We start from the raw sequence: 25,883 nt of genomic DNA, 5'->3' as shown, positions 1-25,883 counted from the left end.
GGTTCACTCCTCGGTGGTGAAGACAGGCAGCGCCCGCCCGTCGGGCAGCACCCGCCAGGCCAGGGTCACGGGCAGGTCGCACCGCGGCTCGGGTATGCCCACCAGCGCGGTGAGCAGGATCGGCCCTTCGATCAGGCGCACCCGGGCCACGGTGTAGGGCACTTCGGTCGCCGGGTCGGGGGCGCGGTGGATCACGGTGTACGAGTCCACGACGCCCCGCCCGTCCACGGTCTCCAGCCGGGATGCCGTGCTGCCGCACCCGGTGCACAGCACACGCGGCGGCAGTTGGGCCAGCTCGCACCGGGCGCACCGCTGCACGGTCAACCGCCGCTGCCGCGTGGCGTCCCACCAGGGCGCGGTGACCTCGTCCTCGGGGATGTCGATCACCGGACCCCCAGGATGACGGTGGCATGGCTGGAGGCGATGCCGCCGGTGCCGTGAACCAGGGCGGTGGCCGCGCCGGGGACCTGGCGTGCGCCGCACTCGCCGCGCAGCTGGCGCACCGCCTCGACCAGCAGCAGCACGCCGAGCTGGCCGGGGTGGCAGTAGGACAGGCCGCCGCCGGTGGTGTTCACGGGCACGCCCGCCCAGTGCACACCCGTGCCGGGCGGGCAGAAGCCGAGCTGCTCCAGGCCCAGCGGCACGCTGACGGTGAACGAGTCGTAGAGCTGGATGACGTCGATCTCCTCCGGTCGCACCGCCGCGCGGGCGAACGCGCGCGCCCCGGACGCGGCCGCGCCCGTGCTGAGCAGATCGTCCGGCGTGGCCATCGCCGCGTGGGTGACCGACTCGCCGTAGCCGAGCACACGCACCGGGGTCTTCGCCAGGTGCCGGGCGCGGTCCAGGGAGGTCAGCACGATCGCGCCGCCGCCGTCGGTGACCAGGCAGCAGTCCAGCGCGCCGAGCGGGCTGGAGATCATCGGCGCGGCAAGCACGTCGTCGACGGTCAGCGGCCCGGCGGCGTGCCGGAACGCGGCAGGATTGCGCAGCGCGTGCTCGCGCGCGGCGACGGCGACGCGGGCCAGGTCGGCCCGGTCCAGCCGGTAGGTGTGCAGGTAGCGCTGGGCGGTCATGGCGTAGTACGACAGCGGCCACAGCGGCTGGTACGGCTGCTCGAACTGAGCTTCCGGGGTGGCCGCGTCGTAGACGCCGCCGATGCTGCGGGAGCGAGCCGAGCGCTGGTTGGACGCGAACGCGATCACCGCGACGCTGCACTGCCCGGCCTCGATGGCCTGCGCGGCGCGGGCGACGTACATCTCGAAGACGGCTCCCCCGGCGGCGGTCGAGTCCGTCCACGACGGGCACAGGCCCAGCTGGTCGGCCAGCTGCGTCGCGGGGAAGCGGCCGTGCCCGGTGGTGGCGATGCCGTCCACGTCGCACACCCGCAGCCCCGCGTCGTCCAGTGCCCGTTTCACCGCCTGCGCCAACAGTTGCTGAGTGGACAGGCCGGTATGCCCGAGATCGCACTCGGCCGCCCCGACGATCGCGACGCTCACGGTGCCACCAGCACCACGGTCGCGCCGGCCGGGTGCACGGCGACCCGGCCGTCGTCGGCCACGGTGACCTTCAGGGTGAGGACCACCGTGTCGCCGTCGACCTCGACGACCTCGCCGGTGGCGGCGATCGTCTCCCCGGCGAAGACCAGGGCGGCGAAGCGCAGATGCAGCCGGGTCAGCACGGCACCCGGTCCGGCCCAGCCGCGCACCAGTTCGGCCAGCAGTGCGCCGAACAGCTGCCCGTCGACGACGGGCCGGGTCAGGCCGCGCCCGGCGAGGTAGTCAGGGTCGTAGTGCAGGCGGTGCCAGTCCCAGGTCGCGCCCGCGTACGCAATCATGTCGGGCAGTGTGATCGTGCGCCGCAGCTCCGGCAGCCGCTCGCCCACCGCGGTCATGCCTTCTCCTCGCTGCGCTCGTCGGCGGCATCACCGGGCCTGCTGACTCGCTCGCGATGCTCGCTCATGCCTTCTCCTCGCCACGCTCGTCAGCGGCATCACCGGGCCTGCTGACTCGCTCGCGATGCTCGCTCATGCCTTCTCCTCGCCACGCTCGTCAGCGGCATCACCGGGCCCGCTGACTCGCTCGCTCATGCGCCACCACCCAGGTAGATCAGCGTCTCGGTGTTCACGGCCAGCAGCTCGGCGCGCTGGTTGCGGTAGGTCGCGGTGGACAGCACCACCAGCATCGGCGTGCCGCCGCCGGTGACGCGCTCGGTCACCGACTCCAGCCGCCAGGTCACGGTGAGCACGTCGGACGCGCGGGCGGGCTGGTGGAACTCGTAGGCGTTGCCGCCGCGCACCAGCCGCGCGCCGGGCACGTCCAGATGCCAGCCGTGGCCCGGGTAGCCGTCGGCGTCGGCGGGCAGGTTCGCGTACTGGTTCGTCTCGCAGATCATCGTCGGCGGCGCGATCGGATCGTCGCCGCTGGTGTACGCCGGGTCGACGGCTCCGATCGCCTGGGCGAAGTACCGGATCGCGGCCCGCCCGATCTCCTCGGGCGCGGTGTAGACCACCTCGCGCCCGAGCTGCGCCCGCAACTGCTCGGTCAGCATGGTCACGACCTCACCTCGCGGCTCGTGGCACGCGCGCTCACGCCGCCTCCACCCGCTCCGGCAGCAGTCCTCGCGGCACGACCTCGATGAGGAACTCCGGGCGCAGCAGCGCGTCGCAGACCACCGAGGTCACCACCGCGCCGGGGAAGTACTCGGCGCGCAGTTCGGCCAGTCGCGGGTAGTCCGCCACCGCGTCCGGGGTGACGTACTCCAGCAGCGACACCGTCTGCGCGCCACCGGCCGCGCCGAACACCGCGGCGATGTTGCCGTACACGAACGCGGCCTGGGCGAGCAGGTCGTGCTCGTGCACCGCGGCCTGGGTGACCGGGTCGAGCGCGCCGAAGCCGGCGCCGAACACGTGCCGCCCGGCGACCACCGCAGGCTTGTAGGTGAGCGTGTCGTACCTGGCCCAGCCGGGGTTGACCGCGTGCAGCGGGCCGGTGGCGGCGACCGCGTCGAGCGCCACCATCGCACCGGGCGCGAGCGGCACGTCCACCAGGATGCCGGCCGCGCCCGGGTGCACGGGACCGTCGCCGAGCAGCTCGCGGCGCGGCCGCCCGCAGCGCGGGTACGAGGCGCGGGTGGCGGTGGCGGTGTAGTCGGTGGTGAGCACCAGCGCGTCCAGGCCGAGCCGCAGCGGGGACAGCAGCTCCCGCACCCGCAGCAGGCAGGCCCGGTACTGCTCGGCGAACTCGCCCTCGGTGGTGAACACGCTGGGCAGGTAGACCACGCCGTCGGCGACGCGCAGCACGTCGCGGTCCGTGCCGCGCAGCATGCCGCCGCCGGGGTACGCCGTGACGGCGACGCGGTACTGGTCGGCGCTGCCGGGGAAACCGCGCACCGGGATCGTCGACACCGGCACCACCGTGCCGTCCAGCAGCACGTCCCGCCCCGCGGCGACGCTGGCGGGATCGACCGCCGGGGTGACGTACTCGACGACGTGCACGATGTCGGAGGGCTCCAGCTCGTGCGCCGCCAGAGCGGCCGCCGCGTGGGCGTGTCCGCCGACCGCGGGCAGGTGGATCGTCAGGCCAGGCACGTCACCAGCTCCTTCACGTCGGGTGCGGTGGGTAGCGCGGCCAGCGCCGCGAGCACCGCGTCGGCCCGCTCGCCCAGGTTGGCGCGGGCCTTGGCCACCAGCAGCTCGTCCAGGCCGGGGTCGTCGGCCCCGCCGCCGCACCGGGGCACGCCGACCTCGCGTACGCCACCGTGCGCCAGCTGCGCGCGGAGGTGACCCGGCGCGTCCGCGGCGGCGGTCGGCACGTCCTGGCGCAGCGGCTCGATCGCCACCCGCCGGGCCAGCGCGACGATGTCGGGGCGGAACGGGTCGTCGAACACCTCGACAGGCAGCGCGCCGTCGCGCAGCATCGCCGCCACACACCAGGCCGCGGAGAACTTCGCCGCGTACGGCGTGGACGGCAGCCCGGCCCCGCCGACGATCGGCAGCGCGTCGGGGTGCAGCCGCACGACGACGGCGGTGATCCGCGAGACGTCCACGTCGCGGCGCAGCAGCGCGGCCGCGTCGATCACGGCGTGGCTGAGCCGGCAGGCCGGATACGGCTTCACGGTGATCCGCGCAGCCTCCCAGCGCTCGCCCAGCCCGCCGTGCAGCATCCCGGCGTCCGGGGCGCGTCCGGCCAGTGCCGCGAACAGCCCGTTCGTGCCGTCGAGGAAACCCGCCGGACCGGTCGCACCCGCTGCCGCCAGCCGGGCGGCGACGATCGCCGCGTGGGCCGCGAAGCCGGGGTGCAGCTGCTTGGTCGAGCCGCCGGTGTGCAGGAACTCCAGCAGCCCGGACGAGCCGCTCGCGGCGATGCCCGCGGCGTGTGCGGCGGTCGCGGCGGGCAGGCCCAGCAGCCGCGCCGCGACCACGGCCCCGGCGACCGTGCCGCAGGCCGAGGTGGCGTGCACACCCCTGGCGTGGAAGGCATGCGGAGCCGCCGCGCCGAGGCGGCACACGACCTCCAAGCCTGCCGTGTACGCGGCCAGCAGTTGCTCGCCGCTCGCACCCGTCTGCTCGGCCAGCGCCAGCGCGACCGGCGCGGTGACCGTCGTCGCGTGCACCAGGCCGGTGGCATGGGTGTCGTCGAAGTCCAGCGCGTGCATCGCGACCGCGTTGCCGAACGCGGCAGCGGCCGCGCCGACCCTGATCGGAGCATGCGGCGCAGCGTGGCCGAACAGAGTTGCCTCGGGTGGGCCGCCGAGGCTGCGGGCGACCTGCGTCGCGGCGGGGGCTTCGGCTCGGCGTACCCCCGCGATCAGGCAGCCCAGCCCGTCGAGGAGCCGCAAGCGCGCGGCGGCGCGCACCGGCTCGGGGATCTCCGCCCAGGTCAGGCCCGCCGCCCAGGTGATCAGGTCAGGCACCGAAGGCCCCTGCCGCGCGCAGCCGCGCGACCTGCTCCGGGCTGTAGCCGAGCAGGCCGTCGGTGACGTAGCCGAAGTCCTCGTTGCGGCGCGGGGCACGGCGGTAGGCGGGCGGCTCGTCGCCGACCCGCACCGGCGAGGCGACCTGGGTGACCGTGCCGAAGGCCGGGTGCTCGGTCTGCACGATCATGTTGCGGGCCCGTGTGTGCGGCTCGGCCAGCGCGGCGGCGACGTCGTTGACCGGCCCGCAGGGCACTCCGGCGGGCTCCAGCACGGCGAGCCAGTCGGCCACGGTCCGGGTCGCGAACGCCCGCTCCAGGATCTCCAGCAGCTCGTCGCGGTGCTGCTGCCGCAGCGCGAACGTGGCGAAGCGCGGGTCGTCCGGCAGCTCCAGCACCTCGGCCAGCCGCCGCCAGAACTTCTCCTTGGCGCAGCCCACCACCAGCCACCCGTCGGCGGCCGCGAACACCTGGAAGGGCACCAGCGACGGGTGTGCCGAGTGGCGGGTGCGCGCGGGGGCGAACCCGGCGCTGAGGTGCCAGGTCGCCGGGTAGGTGAGCAGGCCGATGGCGGTGTCGAACAGGCTCAGGTCGCAGTCCATGCCCTGGTCGTCGCGCCGGGCCGCGTGCACGCCCGCGAGCAGCGCCATCGCCGCGACGAAGCCGCCGGAGTAGTCCACCATGGACAGGCCGGACTTCGCGGGCGGCCCGTCGGGTTCGCCCGTCAGCGACATCCAGCCGGCCAGGCCCTGCAGGATGTAGTCGTAGCCGGGCTGCTTGGCACGTGGGCCGGTCATCCCGAAGCCGGTCAGCGAGCAGCACACGATGCGCGGGTTGACGTGCTTGAGGTCGGCGTAGGTCAGGCCCATCCGTGCGGGCACGTCGCCGCGCAGGTTGGAGTAGACGGCGTCGGACTCGGCGACCAGGTCCTCGAACACCTCGCGCCCCGCGGTCGTGGACAGGTCGAGCGACAGCGAGCGCTTGCCCCGGTTGAAGGACTCGAAGAACAGCGAGTCCTCGCCGTCGGTGTACGGCGGCACGTAGCGGCCGACGTCGCCGCCCGACGACGGGTCCTCGATCTTGATGATCTCCGCGCCGAGGTCGGCCAGGTGCAGGCTGCCGAACGGGCCCGCACCGTACTGCTCGACGGCGATCACGCGAAGGTCGGCCAGTGGTCTCACACCAGCTCCCGGATGAGGTCGATGATCGCGTTCTGGGCAGCCCGGATCTGCGCCGGGGCGAGCCCGTGCGTGGGCGGCGACAGCTTCACCGCGTCGGCGAGCCCGTCGTAGCGGGCGATCCCTGCGGCGACGTCGTCGCGGGTGCCGCTGAGGGTGTACGCGGCCGCCATCGGCGCGGGCACGAACTCCGCGAGTGCCTCGGCGGCCCGACCCTCGCGGCGCGCGGCGACGATGGCCGTGTGCTCGTCGGCGTACTCGGCGAACAGGTCGACGTAGGTCTGCACGCTGGCGTAGAAGCCGACGACACCGCGTGCCCGGTCCCGGGCCACGGCCGCGTCGGCGTCGACGGAGCAGCAGGCCGACACCACGACCTCCGGGGTCCTGCCGGTGCGGGCGGAGCCCTTGCGCAGCATGGGCAGGATCGTGTCGGCCAGGTGCGCGGGCGGGCACAGCTCGTGCGACAGCCAGCCGTCGCCGATCTCCCCGGCCAGCGCCGTCATCGCCGGGCCCATCGCGGCCAGGTACACCGGGATGCGCTCGCGGACCGGCGGGTAGGGCCGACGCCAGCCGCGCACCGCGATCGAGGCCTCGCCCGTGTGCTCGATCGGCTCACCGGCGTACGCGCCCGCGACCACGGCCCGGACGATCGCGACGGTGTCGCGCAGCCGGGCCACGGGCGGGTCGAACGGCATGCCGTGCCAGTCGCCGATCAGGCGGCGCACCCCCGTGCCCAGGCCGAGCCGGAACCGCCCGCCGGACAGCTCGTCCAGGTCGAGCGCGGACAGTGCGGTCAGCATGGGGCTGCGGGCGAACGCCAGCGCGATGCCGGTGCCCACGCCTGCCCGGGTGGTCGTGGCGGCTAGCGCGGCGGCGGTCACCGGGGCGCTGCGGTGCAGCTCCGCGGCCCACAGCACGCCCGCACCGGCGTCCTCGGCGCGGCGGGCCGCGTCGGTCAGCTCGGTCAGGCTCTCGCCCCAGGGCTGGAAGTCCAGGCGGATCATGCGGTCATCGGGCCGGTCTTGGCGACCGGGAAGAGGTCCTTGTCGTGCGGGGCGTCGCGCTTGTAGACCATGACGGTGCGGGTCCACGACATGACCTCGTCGCCGTCGGAGTTGAGACCCCGGGTGCGGCAGGTGACGATTCCGGCGTACGGGCGGCTGCCCGACTCGCGCAGCGCGGTGACCAGGGACTCGGCGTAGAGAGTGTCGCCGACGAACACCGGATGGGTGAGCCGGATGCCGTGCCAGCCGAGGTTCATCAGGGCGTTCTGGCTCATGTCCGAGACGGACAGGCCCAGGACGATCGCCACGGACAGCCCGGAGTTGACGATGAGCCGGCCGTACGGGGCGCGGCTGGCGAAGTGCTCGTTGAAGTGGTTCTGGTTGGTGTTCATCGTGAGCAGGGTGAACCAGGTGTTGTCGGCCTCGCTGATCGTGCGGCCGAGCGGGTGCTGGTAGACGTCACCCACGGTGAAGTCCTCGAAATAACGGCCGACCATGGCGCCGACGCTAGCCATGCGTTGAGCAGCCCGTCAAGGGCTTGTTTCTCACAGCGAATCAGTGTTTCCATTACGCGGTGGGATCGCATACGCACGGCTGGTGGATTCTGCTCCACATCATCCTCTTCGTCTTCTGGCTCGGCGGTGACCTGGGCGTGTTCTGGTCGAGCCGGTTCGTCCTCCGGCCCGACCTCACTCCCGCCGCCCGCGCCACCGCCCTGAAGATCATGGGCGGGCTCGACCTCGGCCCGAAGATCTGCCTGGTGCTGTTCCTGCCCAGCGGTGTCACGCTGATGGCCCTGGAACCGCACGGCGCGACGGTGTTCGGGGTCAACCCGTTCGGCTGGCCGGTCGTCGTGGCGGTGTGGCTGTTCGCCGCCGCGTGGCTGGCCGCGACGATCACCGACCACCACCACCCGGGCCGCCGGCCGTGGGTGCGCCGCGCCGACTGGACGATCCGGCTCACCCTGATCGCGGCGCTGGGCGCCACGGCCGCCTACACGCTGGTCGCGGACCGGCCGTTCGGGGTGGACACGAACCCGCGCTGGCTGGGCGCGAAGCTGCTGCTCTACACCGTGGCCATCGGCTGCGGCCTGGGCATCCGGCTGACCCTGCGCCCGTTCGGCCCGGCCTTCGGCGCACTGATGACCACGGGCTCCACGCCCGAGGTGGAGAGCGCGCTGAAGCGGTCCATCGACGGGTGCCTGCCGTACGTGTGGGGCATCTGGGGCAGCGTGCTGGCCGCCGCCGCCCTCGGCGTCCTGAAGCCGTTCGCGGAGTTGTGACCGCCGGCGACTCGGGGCGGCCAGGGAGGACCACCCTTAAGTAACTGCGCAGGGAAGTCGTCCGCGCAAGGTCGGAACATCCAAAGTAGACCGTCGGATTCTTGTCTGTTTCGCAGGCTGGAACGATGTCCCTGAATGCGCATAGGCTCGCGCGCATGTTCATGGATGTGTTGCCGATCCTGGCGTCGGCGGCGGAGGAGCAGCCCCCCGCGCTCAGCGTGGCGCTGGCGGTGGAGGACTTCGCCCCCACGCTGCTGGCGTTCGCCGGGTTCCTGCTGCTGGCCCCGTCCGCGCTGGGCCGGGTCGGCGCCGTCCTGATGGGCGCGGGCGGTGCGTCGAAGTCCACCTGGAAGCTGCTGCACGCCGCCTGGTCGATCGACGTCGACTGGCTCGACGACCTGCTCTTCCCGCTGCTGGCCGCGGGCGGCCTGCTGCTGGCGCTGTCGCTGCACCGGTCGCTGCGGTGGTGGCGCTGGCCGCTGCTGCTGATCGGCACGGGCGTCGCGACCCTCGCCGTGCAGGCCCGATCGGTGCAGCCCGCGTTCGTCTTCGCCACCGCGATCGTGATCTGGATCAGCGTGCTCGGCACGGTGCGCGCCTGGAAGCACGGCAACGCGCTCGCGGCCGGGCTCTTCCCGGTCAGCGTGCTGGCCGTGATCGTGCTGGTCCCGTTGCGCGGCCACGCGGCCAGCGACGCCCTGGCCTTCCAGTGGGTGCAGCAGGGCATGAACACCATGGCCCAGGGCATCTTCTTCGTCGCGGCGCTGCTCACCTACCGCGCAGTGAAGGGCAAGGGCAAGGACTTCACCGACGCCGACACCGTCGACCGGCAGTGGCCCGAAGCCGAGCACGCCGGATACGACGGCACCCGCCGCTACGAACCGCAGGGCGGCCGCCGCCGACGGCTCTGACCGTCAGGCCGCCACGTAGCCGAGCTGCTCCGAGATCCGGGCGGCCGCGGCCGTCAACTCCTGGGCGTTGCCGGATTGCTCGGGCTTGAAGCGCGCGGCCGGGCCGGCGACGCTGAGCACGGCGACCACGTGACCGTCGTGGTCGAACACCGGCGCGGCGATCGACGCGGCCCCGGCCTGCCGCTCGCCGAGCGACGTCGCGTAGCCGCGCTTGCGGATCGCGGCCAGCTCCTTGCGCAGCTTCGCCGGGTCGGTGACGGTCTTGTCGGTCAGCGGCTGCAGCGGGTGGCGCTCCAGATAGGCGTCGACGTCGCTGTCGGGCAGGAAGGCCAGGAACGCCTTCGACGACCCGCCCGCGTGCAGCGGGTACGGGATGCCGAGCGTCACCTCCATACGCAGCTCCTGGTCGGGCACGACCTGGTCGACGTAGAGGCGGGTGTCGCCGCGGCGCAGCGACAGGGTCGCCGTCTCGCCGGTCGCCTCGGCGAGCCGGCGCAGCTCGGGCGCGGCCATCGCGCGCAGGTCGGTGCGGGCCAGGTAGGCCCGGCCCAGCGAGACCGCGGCGTGACCGAGGGCGTATCGCCGCGTCACCGGGTCGACCGTGATCAGGTCGCGGCTGCGCAGCGCGGTGAGGATGCGGTGCACCGCGGCCTTGGTCAGCCCCAGCGCGGTCGCGATCTCGGTGACGCCCAGGTCGGGGTGACCGCTGCGGCCGAAGTAGAGCAGCACGTCCATGGCGCGCTCGACGGCGGCGATGGAGCGGGACTGGCTGTCGTCGTCAGCGGTGACGGTCGACTTCGCAGCGGCAGTGGGCACGGGTCCTCCTGAGAGCGCGGACGGTCGCCAGTGTAGATCCAGCCGCGTTCCGCGCGCAGAGGCCGCACGGGCGTTGACAGGTGCGCGACCGAGTCGTTACCTTCACGGCAACAGCGTTTCCTAATGCGAAACGGAGGGCGATGGCGGTGGACGGCGCACACCTGCGTTCGGTGCTGAGCCAGTGGCCCAGCGGCGTCGCCGTGGTCACCACCATGGTGACCGAGCCGGACGGCGCCCGCCGCCCCCACGGCATGACCGCCAGCTCATTCTCCTCGGTCAGCCTCGATCCGCCACTGGTCTCGGTCTGCCTGGGCAATCATCTGCCCACCCGGCTGATGATCGAGCAGGCAGGAGTGTTCGCGCTGAGCTTCCTCGGCAAGGACCAGGCCGAGATCGGCCGCCGCTTCGCGGGCGCGCGACCGGGCGAGGACCGCTTCGCCGGACTCGACTGGCTGACCGGGCCGACCGGCTGCCCCATGCTCGCCGACGCGACCGGCCGCCTGGACTGCACCGTCGAGCACGCGTACCCCGGCGGCGACCACACCATCTTCGTCGGCCGGGTCGTCGACGCGGCGGTGCCGCGGATCACCGCGCCGCTGCTGTTCCACTCGCGCGCGTGGGGCCAGCTGGCCGACCCGCTGCCCGAGGAGATCACCATGACGGTGCTCGACGATCCCGCCGCCGAACAGGCGCACACGCTGCTCGTCCGCGACCACGGCGACGTCGCGCAGGTGGCGGCCGCGGCGGCGCACGCGCCCGTGCTGGCGTACGTCGCCGATGCCTTCTCCCCCGCGCGCGAGGCCGACGTGCTCGCCGCGATCGACGCGCTGGCCGGGCTGCCGGGTGTGACGCTGGGCTGCGCCGAGACCAGCCCGGCGTCCCCGCTGCAGGTGCGCCGGGTGCTACAGGACGCGGTGGTGCGCACCCGACCCGCGCCGGTGCGGGTGCGGCTGCTCGCGCACCACGGCCTCGGTCTGGTCAACGCGCTGGTGGCGATGAAGAGCGGGGTCCACCGCTTCGACACCGTGCTCGACCCCGGTTCCGGCGGCCTGCCCGCGCAGGACCTGCTGCTGCTGGCCCGGCAACTCGGTGTGGCATGCGCGCCGCTGCCCGGCCTCAGCCCCTGAAGAACTCGCCTGACCATCCACAAGGGAGTGCAAGAAATGGCAGACCGGCTCATCGGCCAGCGCCTCGTCGACGACATGACCGACGCCGAACTCGACCGCGCGGCCCGCGTGGAAGCGGTGCTGCCCGCGCTGCGCGCCGCGGCCGAGCAGGCCGACGCGTCCGGGCAGTTCCCGGTCGGCCACGTCGCGCTGCTGCGCGAGGCGGGGCTGCTCGGCCTGGTCGTGCCGCAGGAGTACGGCGGTCTCGGCGGGGGACTGCGCGACCTGGCCGCGGCGACGTTCGCCATGGGCAGCGCCTGCCCGTCGACCGCGCTGGCCTTCTTCTTCCACAACACCAGCGCGTCGCGCGGGCTGCTGCCGCTGGAGGCGATCGACGCCGGGCTGTTCGACGACGGCGACGGGCCGGTGGTGCGGGCCTTCGCCGAGCAGGTGCTGCGCCGCATGGCGGGCGGCATGTGGCTGGCCAACTTCGCCAGCGAGTCGGTCAAGAGCGCGAGCGCCAACATCGCCATCTCCACCACGGCCCGCCCGGCGACCCGCGACGGCGTCGAGGGCTGGCTGATCACCGGCGAGAAGTCGTTCGGCTGCGCCACCGGCGTCGCCGACACCTACCTGGTCACCGCCCGGCTCGACGGCACCGACACGGCCGCCGGGCTGGCCCTGTTCCTGGTGCCGCGCGAGGCCGAGGGCGTCGCCTCTCGTCCGGCCTGGGACGGCCTGGGCATGCGCGGCTCGGCCAACCACGGCATCACCCTGCGCGACGTGTGGGTGCCCGCGACCGAGGCGCTGACCGTGCCCGGCGCGTTCGTGAAGATGCTGCAGTGCAGCCGGGGCAGCTTCGTCGGCAACCAGCTCGCCATCACCGCCGTGTACGTCGGCTGCGCCCAGGGCGTCTATGACGAGACGCTGCAGCGGCTGACCAGCAAGACGTTCGCCGACACCGGACGGCCCATTGCCGAGTCCCCCATGCACCAGGTGATCATCGGGGACATGACCGAGAACCTGGAGACGGCGTACCTGTGGCTGCGCCGCCAGCTGCTGCTGGAGACGTCCGAGCCGCCCATCGCGCCCAAGGCCGAGGTCTACCGGCAGTGGCGGCTGGCCAAGGGCTCCATCTGCGAGAACGCGTTCGCGGTCGCGGTCGGCGCGGTCAAGGCGTGCGGCACGTCCGGCGCGACCCTGCACGGGACCATGGGCCGCGCCCTGCGTGACCTGTCGATGGGCCTGGTCATGACCTTCCCGCCGGAGCGCGGCCGGCTGGAGGCGGCCGGCATGATCACCGCCGACCGCTCCAACGACCTGTTCGCGAGCGTGCCCAAGTGAGCGCCCGGCCCGAGGCCGTCGCCGACCTGGTCGACGGGCAATGGCAGGCCTGTGCCGCCCCGCTCGGCTTCACGCTGCAGGATCCGGCCACCGGCGAGCCCGTCGGCGCGGCCGTGGGCAGCAACCCCGCCCGGGTCGACGCGGCCGTCGCCGCGGCGACTGCGGTGCACGACTCCGGCGTCTGGTCCGGCCTGCCCGCGACCGAGCGCGCCGACGTGCTCGACGCGGTCGCGACCCGGGTCGAGGCGGCCGGAGCCGACATCGCCGCGATCGAGTCGTTCGCCACCGGCGTGCCGATCTCGCAGACCATGCCGCTGTCGGTCATCCTCGGCGGCGCGTTCCGCCTGGCCGCGATGCAGCTGCGCGACGGCTGGCTGAGCAGCGCGATGCCGCGCGAGGACGGCCGCCTCGCCCACGTCGACCGGCTGCCCTGGGGACCGGCGGCCTGCCTGGTGCCGTGGAACGCACCCGCGCCGATGGCCGCGCACAAGGCCGCCAACGCGCTCGCGGCAGGCTGCCCCACGATCGTCAAACCCAGCGAGTACGCCCCGTACGGCACGCAACTGCTGGCGCGGGCCGTGCACGCGGCGCTGGCCGAGGCGGGGCTGCCCGGCGGGCTGTTCCAGCTCGTGCACGGCGACGCGGACACCGGCACGCGGCTGGTAAGCGACCCGCGGGTGCGGGCCGTGTCGTTCACCGGCGGGCTGGCCGGCGGTCGGGCCGTCGCGGCGGCCTGCGCGTACGACATCAAGCCGGTGCAGCTGGAACTCGGCGGCAACAACCCGCTGCTGGTGCTGCCCGACGCGGACACCGCGGATGCCGCCCGTGCCGCCGCCGACCTGCTCACCACACTCAACGGGCAGTGGTGCCGGGCGCTGGGCCGCCTGATCGTGCCCGCCGACCGGGCCGCCGAGATCCTCGACGCGACCCTGTCCCGGCTGGCCGCACTCCGGGTCGGCGCACCGCTCGACCCGGACACCGACTTCGGCCCGCTGGTCCACTCCGGACACCGCGATCGGGTCGCCGCGGCCCGCGACGCGCTCGTCGGCCACGGCGGCACCGCGCACGCGCCGATGACCGTGCCCGATCGGGGCAACTACCTCAGCCCGACCTTGGTCACCGGCGTCGAACCGGCGCACACCACGCACGAGATCTTCGGCCCGGTCGCCGCCGTACACACCTACACGACCGTCGACGAGGCCGTGGCGCTGGCCAACGGCACGCCGTACGGGCTGGAGGCGTACGTGTCCGGCGCCGACGAGCAGGCCGCGCTCGCGGTCGCGCGGCGGCTGCGCGCGGGCGAGGTGAAGGTCAACGGGTCCAGCGTGATGAGCCTGCACCTGTTGACGCCGCGCCCGGCGTGGGGGCTGTCCGGATACTCGGAGGAGGGCACGGCCGAGACGCTGCGCTTCTTCACCAACCCGCGGGTCGTCGGCGTCGAGGGCGGCTTCGCGCTGCACGGCCGCCCGTGACCGCCGCGGCGCTGCGGGCCCTGCTCGCCTCCGGCGGCGTCACCCACCTGCCCGGTGTGTACGACCCGCCCACCGCGGCCCTGGCCGTACGCGCCGGGCACCGGGCCGCGCACCTGTCCGGGGCCGCCTGCGCCGCCCTCGACCTGGGGCTGCCCGACCTGGGCTACGTGCACGGCACGCACATCGCCGAACGCGCCGCCCGGATCACGCCCGCGCTGAGCGGCGTGCCGCTGCTGGCCGACGCCGACACCGGCTACGGCGACGCGCTGCAGGCGGTGTGGACGGCCAGGCGCTACGCGGCGGCGGGCGTGTCCGGCCTGCACCTGGAGGACCAGGTGATGCCGAAGCGCTGCGGCCACCTCGCGGGCAAGGAACTGGTCGACGCAGACACAGCCGCCCGCAAGATCCGGGCAGTGGTGTCCGACGGCACCGGCATCGTGGTGGTGGCGCGCACCGACGCGTACACGGTGACCGGGTTGGACGACGCGATCGCCCGTGGTCGGAGCTACGCCGAGGCCGGCGCGGACGCGGTGTTCCTGGAGGGTGTGTCCGGGCTCGACGAGCTGGCCCGCGCCCAGGCGGCGCTGCCCGGCGTGCCACTGGTGCTGAACCGGTCCGAGGCAGCGGGGCACACCGTCGCCGCGAGCGATGCCGCGCTGGCCGCGGTGGGAGTGCGCCTCGTGCTGCACCCGGTCGCCCCGTTGCTGGCCGCCCTGCACGCCGCCGCCCGCGCCTACCGGGAGATCGCCACGGCGGGCAGGGCGAGCACGGACCGGCTGCCCTGGGCCGAGTTCACCGGGCTCGTCGGCCAAGACGAAGCCCTGGCCCTGGACGCCAAGAACAGCCGATGACCAACCCCCCTTTCATAGACGTTGGCTTATCAGATCGAGTTCGATCTACGGACACTCGATCAGATAGGCCAACGTCTATCGCATGGCGGAGCGGGCGCGACCCCGCTCCCTCATCGAAAGCGAGCGACGCAGCATGACCGGAAGCCGGGAGGAGAGGGCATGAGCAGGATCATCGTGGCCGGGGCGGGGCCGGTCGGGTTGACCGCCGCGCTGGCGCTGGCGCGGCAGGGTGTCGCGGTGACCGTGCTGGAGGCGGGTGACGGCCTGGCGGCCGAGTCGCGGGCGTCGACGTTCCACCCGCCGACCCTGGAGATGCTCGCCGAGCTGGGCGTCGTCGACGCGCTGCTGGCCCGGGGCCTGATCGCGCCGACGTTCGCCCACCGCGACCGGGCAGGCCACGTCGCCACGCTCGACCTGGGCGTGCTCGCCCGGGACACGCCGTACCCGTACCGGGTGCAGTGCGAGCAGTCCAAACTCACCCCGATCCTGCTGGCCGAGGTCGAAGCCGCCGGGGGTGTCGTCCGCTTCGGCTGGCCGGTGGCCGGTGTCGACCAGGTCGCCGACGGCGTGGTGGTCCGGGCCGCCGACGGCCGGACCGAGCGCGGCGGCTGGCTGATCGCCGCCGACGGGGCGCATTCGGCGGTGCGCCGCTCGCTCGGCGTGGAGTTCGCGGGCATCACCTACCCGGAGCGTTTCCTGGTCGCGTCCACCGACGAGGACCTGCCGAGCCTGCTCGACGACCTCGCCGAGGTCAACTACGTGTTCGACCCGGTGGACTGGTCGGTGCTGCTGCGTACGCCGGATCACTGGCGGGTGCTGCTGCCGACGCCCGACGGCACGCCCGACCGCGACGAGCTGGACCGGCTCGACGGGCGGCTGCGGCAGGTCGCCGATCCGGGGCGGCCGTGGCAGGTCGCGCACGCCAGCATCTACCGCGTACACCAGCGCGTCGCCGAGTCGTTCCAGGTCGGACGGGTGCTGCTGGCGGGGGACGCCGCGCACGTCAACAACCCGCTGGGCGGGCTGGGCATGAACTCGGGCATCCACGACGCGGTGGCGTACGCCCGCGCGCTGGTCACCGGCGACGGCGCGGTCCGGCCGGCCACGACGCAGCGGCGCCGCATCGCGCTGGAGTACGTGCAGACCGTCTCGCACCAGAACTACCAGCGCCTCACCGCCACCGAGCCCGCGGCGCGCGCGGCGTACCTGGACGAGATCCGCGCCATCGCGGCCGACCCGGCCCGCGCCCGCGCCCACCTGCTGCGCGCCTGCATGATCTCCTCCCTGCGCCCGGTGCCCGCGTGAGCGCCCGCGGTAAACGACCGGCCCCGCAGGCCGTGCGCGGCGGGCGGCCGGGCTCGCGGGCCGTGCGCGGCGGGGAGGCGGCATGAGCGAGCGGATCGCGCGCTACAACCCGGCGCGGGTGTACGAGCTGGTCGGCACCGTGCCGTCGGCGAACCCGGCACGGGTCGACGCCGTGGTGCGGGCCGCCGACGCGGCGCAGCGGGGCTGGGCGTGCGTGGAGACCGCGGAGCGGGTGGCCGCGCTGCGGGCCGCCGCCGACGCGGTCGAGCCGGACCTGGCGGTGCTCGCCGAGCTGCTGGCCCGCGAGTCGGGCAAGGTGCTGGCCGACTGCCGCGGTGAGCTCGGTTTCGCGCTGACGTTCCTGCGCTGGGTGGCCGACCAGGCCCCGCGGGTGCTCGCCGACACGGCGCTCGACGACGCGGCGGGACGGCTGCTGCTGCGCCGCCGGCCGTACGGCGTGGTCGCGGCGATCACCCCGTGGAACGCCCCGATCATCCTGTCCTTCCTGAAGATCGCCCCGGCGCTGGCGGCGGGCAACGCGGTCGTGGTGAAGCCGTCGCCGCTCGCCCCGCTGGCCGTCGACCGAACGGTGCGACTGATGTCGTCGGCGCTGCCGGCCGCGGTGCTGCAGGTGCTGCACGGCGACGCCGAGGCGGGTGCCGCGCTGGTCGGGCACCCGCTGGTCGGCAAGGTCGCGTTCACCGGCGGGGCCGCGACGGCACGGGTCGTCGCGGCGGCGGCCGCGACCCACACCACGCCGACCGTGCTGGAGCTGGGCGGCAACGATCCGGTGCTGCTGCTCGACGACGCCGACCTGTCCCCGGAACCGATGCGGCGGCTGGTCATGGCCTCGTTCGCGACCAGCGGGCAGGTGTGCATGGCGGCCAAACGGCTGTACGTGCCCGCGGCCCGCCACGACGAGTTCGTCGCCGCGTACCGCCAGGCCGCCGACGAGGTGCTGTGCCTGGGCGATCCGCTCGCCGCCGGGGTGAGCATGGGCCCGGTGGTGACCGCCGAGGCGGCGGCCCGGATCACCGGCCTGGTCGAGGACGCGGTCGCGCGCGGCGGGCGGGCGCTGCCGGTGGGCCGGGCCGATCCGGGCACCGACCTGCGGGCCGGGCACTTCGTCGCGCCGGCGCTGGTCACCGGCGTGCCCGAGGACGCCCCGGTGGTCGCCGAGGAGCAGTTCGGGCCGACCGTGCCGCTGCTGTCCTACCGCGACGAGGACGACCTCGTGGCCCGCGCGAACGCGGGTGAGCTGGGGCTCGGCGCGTCGGTGTGGTCGGCCGACGAGGAGCGGGCGTTCGCCGTGGCACGGCGGCTGGACGCCGGGTTCGTGTTCGTCAACACGCACAACCGCACCGGCATGTCGCTGCGCGCGCCGTTCGGCGGGGTGAAACGGTCCGGCTACGGCCGCGAGTACGGCGACGAGGGCATCGCCGAGTACGCGCAGACCTGCGTCGTACACGCACCGGCCGCGTTCCGGGCGGGCGGGGCGGGCGCGGCGGCGAACGCGTACCCGGCGTCATGATCCGGGGTGGGGTTCCGTCTACCCTGCTGACGTGACGAGCGTGCTGATCCTGCCCGGCTTCGAGGACTCCGGTCCGGCGCACTGGCAGACCCGGTGGGAGCAGGAGCTGGGGTTCTCGCGCGTGGAGCAGGCCGACTGGTTCCACCCCCTGGTCGGCGACTGGGTCGACACGCTGGCCGCCGCCGTGGCGGCCGCGCCCGAGCCGGTGGTCCTGGTGGCGCACAGCCTCGGCTGCGTGACCGTGGCGCACTGGGTCGCCCGTGGCGGCGACACCGCCCGGGTACGCGGCGCGCTGCTGGTGGCGCCCGCCGATGTGGACACCGCGGACGTGCCCGAGCTGGTGAACTTCCGCCCGGTGCCGCTCGTGCCGCTGCCCTTCCCGAGCATCCTCGTCGCCGGCGACGACGACCCGTGGGCGGCCCTGCCGCGCAGCGAGGCCTTCGCCCGGGCCTGGGGCTCCCGCCTGGTCGTGGTCCCCCGCGGCGGCCACCTCAACGCCGGCTCAGGCCTCGGCTCCTGGCCGGAGGGCCAATCCCTGCTCACCGAACTCCACTGACTCCCCGGTCAGGGGGTGCGCCAGCGCCAGTTGAGTTCGGGGGCGGTCGGGGCGGGGCCGGGCAGCGCGGTGCGGTCGGGTTCGGCGGCGAGGCCGTCGAGCAGCAGCGCGAGGTGGCGGGCGCGCAGTTCGCGGGTGCGTGCGGGGTCGGGCACCCGCACCGCGGCGCAGCTCTCCAGCAGCAGGGTGATGTCGCCGAGCACGGCGTCGGGCCGCAGGCTGCCGCCGGCGAGGGCGCGCTGCACGAGTCGCGCCACCAGCTCGCCGGCCTGCCGCGCGGTCGCGCCCATCTCGGGGGTGGGCGTGAAGGTCCCGGCCAGGTGCACGGTGAGCGAGTGCACGTCGGCATCGACGATCTCCTGCAGGAAGCCGGTCAGGCCTTGCCACGGGTCCGCTTCGGCGAGCGCCGTCTGCGCCCGGGCGGTGAACAGCAGCAGCCCGTCGTGGCACAGCCGGCGCAGCAGTTCCTCCTTGCCGCTGTAGCGGCGGTAGAGCGCGCTGATGCCGACGCCCGCCCGCGCGGCGACGGCGGCTATGGGCGCCTTCGGGTCGGCGAGGAACACCTCCCGGGCCGCGTCGAGGATGACCGTGTCATTGCGCGCCGCCTGCTGTTTGCGTCCCGACAGCGGGGCCGCGTCCGTCTCCGTCACCGGCCCAGGATAACAGTGGAACGGATCGTTCCGCTCTGCTAAGCTGAAACGGAACGAGGCATTCCGTTCCGGAATTGCCGAGACGAAGGGCGGAGCCATGACCACCATCACCGGCACGAACGCGATCACCCTGCTCGGCGCGGCGCACACCGCGTTGCGGACGGCCGTGGCGGGGATTCCGGCCGACGGCTGGGACCTGCCGACGCCCTGCGAGCACTGGAACGTCACCCAGGTGCTGCAGCACGCGACCGGCGACCAGATCGGCTACGCCGCGGCCATCACCGGCGGCCCGTGGCCGAGCGAGGACCCGTTCCAGCCGTCGGGCAACATCGACGGAGACGCCACCGCACTGCTGGAGCAGGCGCTCGCCGCGTCGGCGGCAGCCTTCGCGACCGTGGACGCCGACGCCGAGCAGGTGCCCGTGCCGCTGCCGCAGGGCCCGCTGCCACTGTGGGTCGCCGCCGGTGCCTGCGCGCTCGACGCCGCGGTGCACGCCTGGGACATCGCCGTCGCCACCGGCCGACCCTCGCCGCTCACCGCACAGGACGCCGAGCAGCTGCTCGCCGTGGCGAAGCAGATCGTCGAGCCGCTGCGCGCCTACGGGGCGTACGCCGCCGAGCTGCCCGTGGCCGCCGACACCGACGCGACCGCGGTGCTGCTCGCCTACCTGGGCCGCCGCCCCGAGTGGACGCCGCAGTCCTGACCCGAACCCTCCCTTGGGCCCCGCCAGGGGTCCCGGGGGTGGTTCCGGGTGGCGTCGTCGTTTAGTTGAGCCGCCAGATGCTGAAGTTGAGCGCGGCCGCGAAGGTGACCCAGAGCCAGTAGGGCACGAGCAGCCAGGCCGCGACGTTCGAGATCCGGCGGAACAGCAGCACGGTGATGCCGACGGCCAGCCACAGCGCCACGATGTCGGCGAACGCCAGGCCGCGTTGACCCGCGCCGAAGAACAGCGGCGTCCAGATCGCGTTGAGGACCAGTTGCACGGCGTACGCCCCCATGGCCGGTCCCCAGCCGGCCCGCCGCCAGACCAGCCAGCCCGCCACCGCGATCATCGCGTAGAGCACCGTCCAGACCGGCCCGAACAGCCAGGACGGCGGCGCCCAGCCGGGGCGGGCCAGGGTCGCGTAGTCGTCGGCGGGTTGCGCCACCGCCAGCCCGCCGACCAGCGCCACCACGAGCACCGCCGCGAAGAAGCCCGCCAGTGCCCACCACTGTGCCGCCGGACGTCGTGCCACAGTCATGACTCCGCTATAGCCGAACCGGCCGGCAGGGAAACGGCGTTCCGCGATGTTGCGTCGATTCGCGGATCGGTGCCGCGCGGGGCGTCGGGGCGGCCTGTCAGGATGGGCGGATGGCCCACGTCCTGCTGTTCCACTCCGTCATCGGGCTGCGCCCGGCCGTGCTGACCGCCGCCGAGCGACTGCGGGCCGCGGGGCACACCGTGCTGACGCCCGACCTGTTCGACGGCGTCGTGGTGGACACCGCCGACGAGGGCTTCGAGCTGCTCCGCGAGATCGGCCCGGAGGTGGTGCAGCAGCGCGCCCGGCAGGCGGCGGCGCACCTGCCGGGGGGCGGCGTGCTGGCCGGGCTGTCCATGGGCGCGAGCTTCGCGCAGGCCATCGCCGAGCGCGAGCCGAGGGTGGGCGGCCTGCTCCTGCTGCACGGCACCGCGGGCACGCCCCGCCGGATGCCGTCCGGCCTGGACGCCCAACTGCACGTCGCCGAGCGCGACGAGTACGAGTCGGCCGACGCGATCATGGCCTGGGAGATGGCCATGGCCCGGCTGGGCACGCACCCGGAGGTGTTCACCTACGCGGGCGGGCACCTGTTCACCGATGACGCCTCACCCGACTACGACGCCGCGTCCAGCGAGCTGACCTGGGAGCGCTGCCTGCGTTTCCTGGCCGCGCTGAGCTGAGGTCACTGGCTGAAGTCGACGACCGTCCGGGCGGCCAGGCGCGGGCGCAGCCACTGCGCCAGCTCCAGATGCGCCGGGTGCTCCTGGTATCCGCGCAGGTCGGCCTCGTCCTCATGGGTCGTGATCAGGCACAGGTGCGCCGAGACCGGGGTGTGCAGCTCGTCCAGGTGCGCCTGGAGCGTTCGGACCTGCGGAACGACGCCGACCAGCCCTTCCAAAAGATCCTTCGCCTTGGCAGCATCGTCTGCGTCGGTGAACGTCATCAGCACCACGTGAGAAAGCATCACGACCTCCGGTCGACCCCTGTTGTAAACGCCCCAGCGAGTGTAGTTTCGGGAAACAGCGTTTCGCTAGGGGAACCGGAGACTCCACATGGCTCCAGTACGGGTTGCCGCGGTGCAGCTCGCGGCGTCGCAGGACGTCGACGCCAATCTCGCCGCCTGCCTGCGCCTGATCGACGAGGCCGCGACCCGGGGTGCGCAGCTGATCGTCCTGCCCGAGTTCTGCAACCACCTGTCCTACTACGCCGATCGCGCGCAGGCGCACCGCATCGCGACCCGGCCCGGTGACCCGTTCCTGACCGCGGTCGCCGAGCGCGCCCGCAAGCACAAGGCGTACGTGAAGATCAACGTCACGCACGCGCACCCGGACGGGCGCACCGGCGGCACGAACTTCATGTTCGGACCGGACGGCACGGTGCTCGGCCAGTGCGACAAGCAGACGCTGATGGGCGCGGAGAACGACCACCTCGACCCGGCCGGCGAGGTCGGGCCGGTGCTGGACACCCCGCTCGGCCGCCTCGGCATGTACGCCTGCATGGAGGGCGTCATCAACGAGGTGGCCCGCGGGCTCGCCCTGCGCGGTGCGCAGGTGCTGCTCAACAGCCTCAACTCGTTCGCCACCGACGAGGCGAGCCTGCACATCCCGGTCCGCGCGGCCGAGAACAAGGTCTGGGTCGTCGCCGCCAACAAGGTCGGCCCGCTGCTGCCCGAGGAGCACCTGCCCCGGCTCAGCGCCGCACTGGGCGTGCCCGCGGAGTGGCTGCACGGGGCCGGGGAGAGTCAGATCGTCGCCCCCGACGGCACGGTGGTCGCGAAGGGACCGCGCACCGGCGAGGCCGTCGTGATCGCCGACATCGACCCGTCGCTGGCCGACGACAAGCGCCGCCCCGACGGCACCGACATCTTCGCCGCCCGCCGCCCGGAGCTCTACGCCCCCATCGCCGCCCCGCCGACCGGCCGCCGCCACGGATCCGGTGCGGAAACGCTGTCCGTCGCGGTCGTCCGCGGGGACACCGCGACCGTGGTCCGCGAGACCGCCCGCGCCGCCGCCGCAGGTGCCCGCCTCATCGTCACCACCGAGACCGACCCGACGCTGCTCGCCGCCGCCCTCGACGGCACCAGCGCCCACGCGGTCACCGCGACGACGAACGGCCCGGTCCTCGTCGACGCCAACGGCGAGGTCGCCCACCAGCCTGTGCTGCACCCTGCCGCAACTGCCGGACAGCTCGCCGGCAGTCGAACCGACGGCGCAGCCGCAGCGGCTTCCCCCGCGATGGCCGGGTCTGCCACGACGGCAGCCACCCGAGCGACGGCGGCATCCGCGCACGACTTCGGAGAAGCCGACGCGGTGCGTGTGGTGCAGCTGGCGTGGGGACGGCTGGCCCTGGTGTCCGGGGCTGACTCGATCTTTCCCGAGGTGTTCCGGCTGGCCGCGCTCGCCGACGCCGATGTGGTGGCGGTGCCGTTCTCGGCCGCGGAGCAGTGGGAGTTGAGCCTCGGGCTGCCGGAGCGGGCCGCGGAGAACCGGCTCAACGTGGTCGCCGTCGCGCCGCTCGATCAGGACAGCGCGGTGTTCGCGTTGTCGCCCGACTTCACGTTGTGGACCGCTTGGCAGGGCCCGTTCACGGGGCGGATCAGCCACCCGGTCGTCACCACCGTGCCCGCCGGTCAGGTGTCCGGGCGGGCCGATGTCGCACCGGCACAGGCTGCCAACCGGCAGGTGTCGCGGCAGACGGACCTCGTCGACGGCCGCCCCTGGCGGCTCGTGCAAGCCCTCACAGAAAGGTAGACCGGCAGTGGCCGAGACCCTGCGGCACGTCGAGGACATGGTGGACAACTCCCCCGCCGTCGACGTGCACGAGACGTTCCACCTGTACCAGGAGCTGCTGGCCGAGCTGAAGGCGAAGATCGACGCCCGGTTCGAGTTACGGCGTGATCCGTCGACTCTGGAGCTGGAGTCGTACGGGCAGTACCCGGACGGGCCCGGCGGCTCGCTGGCCGCGTACAGCGGACCCGAGGTCGACTGGATGGTGCACTCCTGGCTGGGCAACCCGTCGGCGAGCTTCGCCAATCTGCACCTGACCGTCTGGCTGGGTCCACAGGTCAAGGTGCCGCACCTGGGCCTGGCCCTGCTGGTGTGGCCGGAGGGCTGGTTCTACCTCGACTCCGTGCCCCGGGTGAACCTCATGGCGGACGGCGAGTACTACGACAGCTACTACGCCCCACTCGACGCCGACTGGCTGGCCCACCGCGCCGACCCCGAGTTCGAGTACTTCGTCAGCCGGGCCGGCTTCATCCGCGCCAGCCTGAGCCCGACGGCGTACTGCTACTCGTTCGGTCGCAGCGCGCGCAACCTCGACATCGTCCGCAAGCTCACCCACGAGCACGTGGACCGGTGGCTGCGCTGGGTCGACGAGGCCCCGCCGGTGCCGCAGGACGAGCGCGCCGCGCTGGCCGAGACCGACCTGCGCATCCGGCGCAACATCGCCGAACGCGACCCGGCCAACGTGATGGGTGTGCGCTTCTTCGGCCAGGAGACCACGGACAAGCTGGTCCGCGGCCTGTGGGGCGGCGACCGGAAGCTGGCCCGGCCGTGAAGGTGATCCGCTCGGTCTGGTGGGCCACGACGATCCCGGGCCACGAGGCCCCGTTCGACACCGCGCACCTGCGCGTCTACTACCCGGCGCGGCCCGACGGCTCGGACCGCGAGCGCCTGTCCGGCGTGATGGCCGCCGACCCGGCCGGTGCGCCGTACCCGGTGGCGGTGATCGTGTCCGGGGTGAACGTGGGCCAGGAGGCGTACCGCTGGCTCGCGGTGCGGCTGGCCGAGCAGGGCATCGTCGCGGTGACCTACGACTGGGTGGGCACGCTGTTCGGCGGCCTGCACGGCATCACGCCGGGCGTGGACCTCGACGCGGCCCGCCCCGACGGCTATGGCAAGCGGCCCACCACGCCGTCGCTGCGGCCGGTGCTCGACGCGCTGGCCGCGATGACCGGGCCGGTCGCCGGGCTGCTCGACCTGCAACGGGTCGCACTGATCGGACACTCGGCGGGCGGCACGGTCGCACTCCAGTCCGCGCGGTTCGTGACCGAGGTCAAGGCCGTGGCGACCTACGGCGCGCACACCATGGTCGCCACCATGCTGGGCTGGCCCGCGGGCACCGTGCTGCCGGCCCAGGCCGACTGCCCGGTGCTGCTGGTCGCGGGCACCAACGACGGCGTCATCAACGGCTCGGCGGACCGCTACGGCGAGGACGCGGCCACCCGCCGCGACCCGATCACGCGGACCTTCGACGAGGCCCTGCCCGACCGGGGAGGCGACAACGCGCTGGTACGTCTGGCCGGGGCGAACCACTTCGCGATCGTGCACCCGGTCGACCACACCGCCGCGCGCGCCTTCCTCGATCAGCCCGCCGACGGCGACCCGGCGGCCCACCGCGAACTGCTGGCCGACCTGCTCGGCACGTTCTGCCGGATGCACCTCACCGGCGATCAGGCGTCGTATACCGAATGGGACAAACTCGCCGACCACGGCGGCGTCGCGTCGATCCAGCGGAGGTAACCGATGTTGAAGAACTTCTGGTACGCGGTCGAGTTCGCCGACCGGGTCACCGTCAAGCCGGCCCGCGTCACCGTGCTCGGCCAGCACCTGGCCCTCTACCGCACCCCGAAGGGCCGCCCGGTCGCGCTGAGCGACCTGTGCGTGCACCGCGGCGCGGCGCTGTCCGGCGGCTGGACCAAGGACGGCTGCCTCGTCTGTCCGTACCACGGCTGGGAGTACGACGCCGACGGCCAGGTCACGAAGATCCCGGCCAACCTGCCCGGCCGCGGCATCCCGAAGAAGGCCCGCGTCGACTCGTACCCGGTGCAGGAGAAGTACGGCTTCGTCTGGGTGTTCATGGGCGACCTGCCCGAGTCCGAGCGCCCGCCGATCCCGGTGTGGCCGGAGTTCGACGACCTGAAGGAGAACGGCGGCCGCTTCCGGGCGGTGACCGGCGAGTTCCTGTGGCAGGCCAACTACGAGCGCATCCTGGAGAACGGCTGCGACATCGCGCACGCGCCGTTCGTGCACGCGGGCGCGTTCGGCAACCCGGAGCGCCCCGAGGTCGCCGAGTACGAGCTGGAGACCCCCGACGAGTGGTCGGCGTTCGCCACGGTGGACCTGTACCCGCCGCGGCCGAAGGGCATCTGGGCGGCGCTGAACCGCAACAAGGGCGATCTGAACAACCGGCCACCGGTGCGCACGTCGGCGGGCTGGATGCTGCCCAACATGATCAAGCTGCACGTTCGGCTGCCGATCGGCGAGCTGATCATCTACGACACGAACATCCCGATCGACGAGACGACCACGCTGGTCAAGTGGGTCGCACTGCGCACCTTCTTCACCGGCAGGTGGGCCGACAAGAACGCGATCAGCCGCACCCTGAAGATCTTCTACGAGGACGCGGAGGTCGTGAACAAGGTGCGGCCCGAGCTGCTGCCCTTCGACCTGGGCGCGGAGCTGCACATCAAGAGCGACCTGATCGCGGTGCACTACCGCCGCCGCCGCCAGGAGCTGGCCGAGAAGGGCTGGCTGCTGTCCGAGGAGGACAGCATCACCGGCGACGTGCCGCGCCGCACCGCGACCGTGATCGCGTCCCCGGCCCGCCGGGAGAACCCCGAGCTGGCCCGCGCCTGGGTGCACAAGGCCCGGGGCGAGCACCCGACCGTCCAGGCCGCCTGGGACGCGGCCGCGGCGGCCGAGTCCGATTCCACCCCTGAGGAGTGA

28 protein-coding genes are annotated in these 25,883 nt (G+C 73.6%); 15 read left to right on the top strand and 13 right to left on the bottom strand.

Annotated features, from left to right (window positions below; translation table 11 throughout):
* Positions 1–3: 3 nt before the first annotated feature.
* From F9C41_RS31675 to F9C41_RS31635, 9 genes are all read right to left on the bottom strand, one after another.
* On the bottom strand, positions 4–387 hold the full coding sequence (locus tag F9C41_RS31675) for a Zn-ribbon domain-containing OB-fold protein (RefSeq protein WP_230690162.1): 384 nt from the start codon (positions 385–387) through the stop codon (positions 4–6).
* Positions 384–1,496 carry a thiolase C-terminal domain-containing protein gene (locus F9C41_RS31670; RefSeq protein WP_155390482.1) on the bottom strand — a complete coding sequence of 371 codons (1,113 nt, stop codon included), beginning with the start codon at positions 1,494–1,496 and terminating at the stop codon, positions 384–386. Before F9C41_RS31670 ends, F9C41_RS31675 begins: the two co-directional genes overlap by 4 nt.
* On the bottom strand, positions 1,493–1,891 hold the full coding sequence (locus F9C41_RS31665) for a MaoC/PaaZ C-terminal domain-containing protein (RefSeq protein WP_155390481.1): 399 nt from the start codon (positions 1,889–1,891) through the stop codon (positions 1,493–1,495). Before F9C41_RS31665 ends, F9C41_RS31670 begins: the two co-directional genes overlap by 4 nt.
* Positions 1,892–2,082: 191 nt before the next feature.
* Positions 2,083–2,547, bottom strand: a complete 465-nt coding sequence (locus tag F9C41_RS31660; protein ID WP_230690188.1) for an FAS1-like dehydratase domain-containing protein — start codon at positions 2,545–2,547, stop codon at positions 2,083–2,085.
* Between the two features lie 37 nt (positions 2,548–2,584).
* Positions 2,585–3,586 carry a RidA family protein gene (locus F9C41_RS31655; RefSeq protein ID WP_230690161.1) on the bottom strand — a complete coding sequence of 334 codons (1,002 nt, stop codon included), beginning with the start codon at positions 3,584–3,586 and terminating at the stop codon, positions 2,585–2,587.
* Complete coding sequence (locus F9C41_RS31650) at positions 3,574–4,911, bottom strand: MmgE/PrpD family protein (protein ID WP_155390479.1); 1,338 nt, start codon at positions 4,909–4,911, stop codon at positions 3,574–3,576. Before F9C41_RS31650 ends, F9C41_RS31655 begins: the two co-directional genes overlap by 13 nt.
* On the bottom strand, positions 4,904–6,091 hold the full coding sequence (locus F9C41_RS31645; RefSeq protein ID WP_155390478.1) for a CaiB/BaiF CoA transferase family protein: 1,188 nt from the start codon (positions 6,089–6,091) through the stop codon (positions 4,904–4,906). Before F9C41_RS31645 ends, F9C41_RS31650 begins: the two co-directional genes overlap by 8 nt.
* Positions 6,088–7,092 carry an LLM class flavin-dependent oxidoreductase gene (locus F9C41_RS31640; RefSeq protein WP_155390477.1) on the bottom strand — a complete coding sequence of 335 codons (1,005 nt, stop codon included), beginning with the start codon at positions 7,090–7,092 and terminating at the stop codon, positions 6,088–6,090. Before F9C41_RS31640 ends, F9C41_RS31645 begins: the two co-directional genes overlap by 4 nt.
* On the bottom strand, positions 7,089–7,589 hold the full coding sequence (locus F9C41_RS31635) for a MaoC family dehydratase (RefSeq protein WP_230690160.1): 501 nt from the start codon (positions 7,587–7,589) through the stop codon (positions 7,089–7,091). The genes F9C41_RS31640 and F9C41_RS31635 overlap by 4 nt, the downstream gene beginning before the upstream one ends.
* Positions 7,590–7,666: 77 nt before the next feature.
* Between F9C41_RS31635 and F9C41_RS31630 the strand changes: the two genes are divergently transcribed.
* The gene (locus tag F9C41_RS31630) at positions 7,667–8,374 is read left to right on the top strand and encodes a hypothetical protein (RefSeq protein ID WP_155390475.1); all 708 of its coding nucleotides are present in this window, start codon (positions 7,667–7,669) and stop codon (positions 8,372–8,374) included.
* A 155-nt stretch (positions 8,375–8,529) separates the two neighbouring features.
* On the top strand, positions 8,530–9,285 hold the full coding sequence (locus tag F9C41_RS31625) for a hypothetical protein (RefSeq protein ID WP_155390474.1): 756 nt from the start codon (positions 8,530–8,532) through the stop codon (positions 9,283–9,285).
* Between the two features lie 3 nt (positions 9,286–9,288).
* Here the strand turns inward: F9C41_RS31625 and F9C41_RS31620 are convergent, their stop codons facing one another.
* Positions 9,289–10,101 carry an IclR family transcriptional regulator gene (locus F9C41_RS31620; RefSeq protein ID WP_230690159.1) on the bottom strand — a complete coding sequence of 271 codons (813 nt, stop codon included), beginning with the start codon at positions 10,099–10,101 and terminating at the stop codon, positions 9,289–9,291.
* A gap of 140 nt (positions 10,102–10,241) precedes the next feature.
* Here F9C41_RS31620 and F9C41_RS31615 point away from each other — a divergent pair, with 140 nt between their 5' ends.
* The 7 genes from F9C41_RS31615 (at position 10,242) to F9C41_RS31585 (ending at position 18,266) form a co-directional block, all read left to right on the top strand.
* Positions 10,242–11,228 (top strand): flavin reductase, encoded by a 987-nt coding sequence (locus F9C41_RS31615; protein ID WP_155390473.1) that lies wholly within the window; start codon positions 10,242–10,244, stop codon positions 11,226–11,228.
* Between the two features lie 36 nt (positions 11,229–11,264).
* Entirely contained in the window at positions 11,265–12,551 is a 1,287-nt protein-coding gene (locus tag F9C41_RS31610) for an acyl-CoA dehydrogenase family protein (protein ID WP_155390472.1), read from the top strand.
* Positions 12,548–14,023: an aldehyde dehydrogenase family protein gene (locus F9C41_RS31605; RefSeq protein WP_155390471.1), complete on the top strand. Its 1,476-nt coding sequence runs from the start codon at positions 12,548–12,550 to the stop codon at positions 14,021–14,023. The genes F9C41_RS31610 and F9C41_RS31605 overlap by 4 nt, the downstream gene beginning before the upstream one ends.
* On the top strand, positions 14,020–14,874 hold the full coding sequence (locus tag F9C41_RS31600) for an isocitrate lyase/PEP mutase family protein (RefSeq protein ID WP_155390470.1): 855 nt from the start codon (positions 14,020–14,022) through the stop codon (positions 14,872–14,874). The genes F9C41_RS31605 and F9C41_RS31600 overlap by 4 nt, the downstream gene beginning before the upstream one ends.
* A 159-nt stretch (positions 14,875–15,033) precedes the next feature.
* Entirely contained in the window at positions 15,034–16,179 is a 1,146-nt protein-coding gene (locus tag F9C41_RS31595; RefSeq protein ID WP_155390469.1) for an FAD-dependent oxidoreductase, read from the top strand.
* A gap of 82 nt (positions 16,180–16,261) precedes the next feature.
* A complete protein-coding gene (locus F9C41_RS31590; protein ID WP_155390468.1) occupies positions 16,262–17,710 on the top strand; it encodes an aldehyde dehydrogenase family protein in 1,449 nt (482 codons plus the stop codon).
* A gap of 31 nt (positions 17,711–17,741) precedes the next feature.
* Complete coding sequence (locus F9C41_RS31585; RefSeq protein ID WP_155390467.1) at positions 17,742–18,266, top strand: RBBP9/YdeN family alpha/beta hydrolase; 525 nt, start codon at positions 17,742–17,744, stop codon at positions 18,264–18,266.
* 8 nt (positions 18,267–18,274) lie between these two features.
* Here the strand turns inward: F9C41_RS31585 and F9C41_RS31580 are convergent, their stop codons facing one another.
* Positions 18,275–18,916: a TetR/AcrR family transcriptional regulator gene (locus F9C41_RS31580; RefSeq protein WP_230690158.1), complete on the bottom strand. Its 642-nt coding sequence runs from the start codon at positions 18,914–18,916 to the stop codon at positions 18,275–18,277.
* Positions 18,917–19,013: 97 nt separating this feature from the next.
* On the opposite strand from F9C41_RS31580, the gene F9C41_RS31575 reads away from it, so the two are divergent.
* Positions 19,014–19,619 (top strand): TIGR03086 family metal-binding protein, encoded by a 606-nt coding sequence (locus F9C41_RS31575; protein WP_155390466.1) that lies wholly within the window; start codon positions 19,014–19,016, stop codon positions 19,617–19,619.
* Positions 19,620–19,680: 61 nt separating this feature from the next.
* Here F9C41_RS31575 and F9C41_RS31570 read toward each other — a convergent pair whose 3' ends face one another.
* Positions 19,681–20,157: a TspO/MBR family protein gene (locus F9C41_RS31570; protein WP_155390465.1), complete on the bottom strand. Its 477-nt coding sequence runs from the start codon at positions 20,155–20,157 to the stop codon at positions 19,681–19,683.
* Positions 20,158–20,267: 110 nt separating this feature from the next.
* Between F9C41_RS31570 and F9C41_RS31565 the strand changes: the two genes are divergently transcribed.
* Positions 20,268–20,834 (top strand): dienelactone hydrolase family protein, encoded by a 567-nt coding sequence (locus tag F9C41_RS31565; protein ID WP_155390464.1) that lies wholly within the window; start codon positions 20,268–20,270, stop codon positions 20,832–20,834.
* Between the two features lie 2 nt (positions 20,835–20,836).
* Here the strand turns inward: F9C41_RS31565 and F9C41_RS31560 are convergent, their stop codons facing one another.
* Positions 20,837–21,118 carry a Dabb family protein gene (locus tag F9C41_RS31560; protein ID WP_155390463.1) on the bottom strand — a complete coding sequence of 94 codons (282 nt, stop codon included), beginning with the start codon at positions 21,116–21,118 and terminating at the stop codon, positions 20,837–20,839.
* Positions 21,119–21,206: 88 nt separating this feature from the next.
* Here F9C41_RS31560 and F9C41_RS31555 point away from each other — a divergent pair, with 88 nt between their 5' ends.
* The 4 genes from F9C41_RS31555 to F9C41_RS31540 are packed head-to-tail and all read left to right on the top strand — an operon-like array spanning position 21,207 to position 25,883.
* Entirely contained in the window at positions 21,207–22,904 is a 1,698-nt protein-coding gene (locus F9C41_RS31555; protein ID WP_155390462.1) for a carbon-nitrogen hydrolase family protein, read from the top strand.
* A gap of 7 nt (positions 22,905–22,911) precedes the next feature.
* Entirely contained in the window at positions 22,912–23,712 is an 801-nt protein-coding gene (locus tag F9C41_RS31550) for an oxidoreductase (RefSeq protein ID WP_155390461.1), read from the top strand.
* Positions 23,709–24,677, top strand: a complete 969-nt coding sequence (locus tag F9C41_RS31545) for an alpha/beta hydrolase family protein (RefSeq protein ID WP_196280043.1) — start codon at positions 23,709–23,711, stop codon at positions 24,675–24,677. The genes F9C41_RS31550 and F9C41_RS31545 overlap by 4 nt, the downstream gene beginning before the upstream one ends.
* 3 nt (positions 24,678–24,680) lie before the next feature.
* On the top strand, positions 24,681–25,883 hold the full coding sequence (locus F9C41_RS31540) for an aromatic ring-hydroxylating dioxygenase subunit alpha (protein ID WP_155390460.1): 1,203 nt from the start codon (positions 24,681–24,683) through the stop codon (positions 25,881–25,883).

The organism is Catellatospora paridis (genome assembly GCF_009720365.1).
In the GTDB taxonomy this organism is placed as follows: domain Bacteria; phylum Actinomycetota; class Actinomycetes; order Mycobacteriales; family Micromonosporaceae; genus Catellatospora; species Catellatospora paridis.
This window is presented reverse-complemented; position numbering and strand designations above follow the sequence as displayed.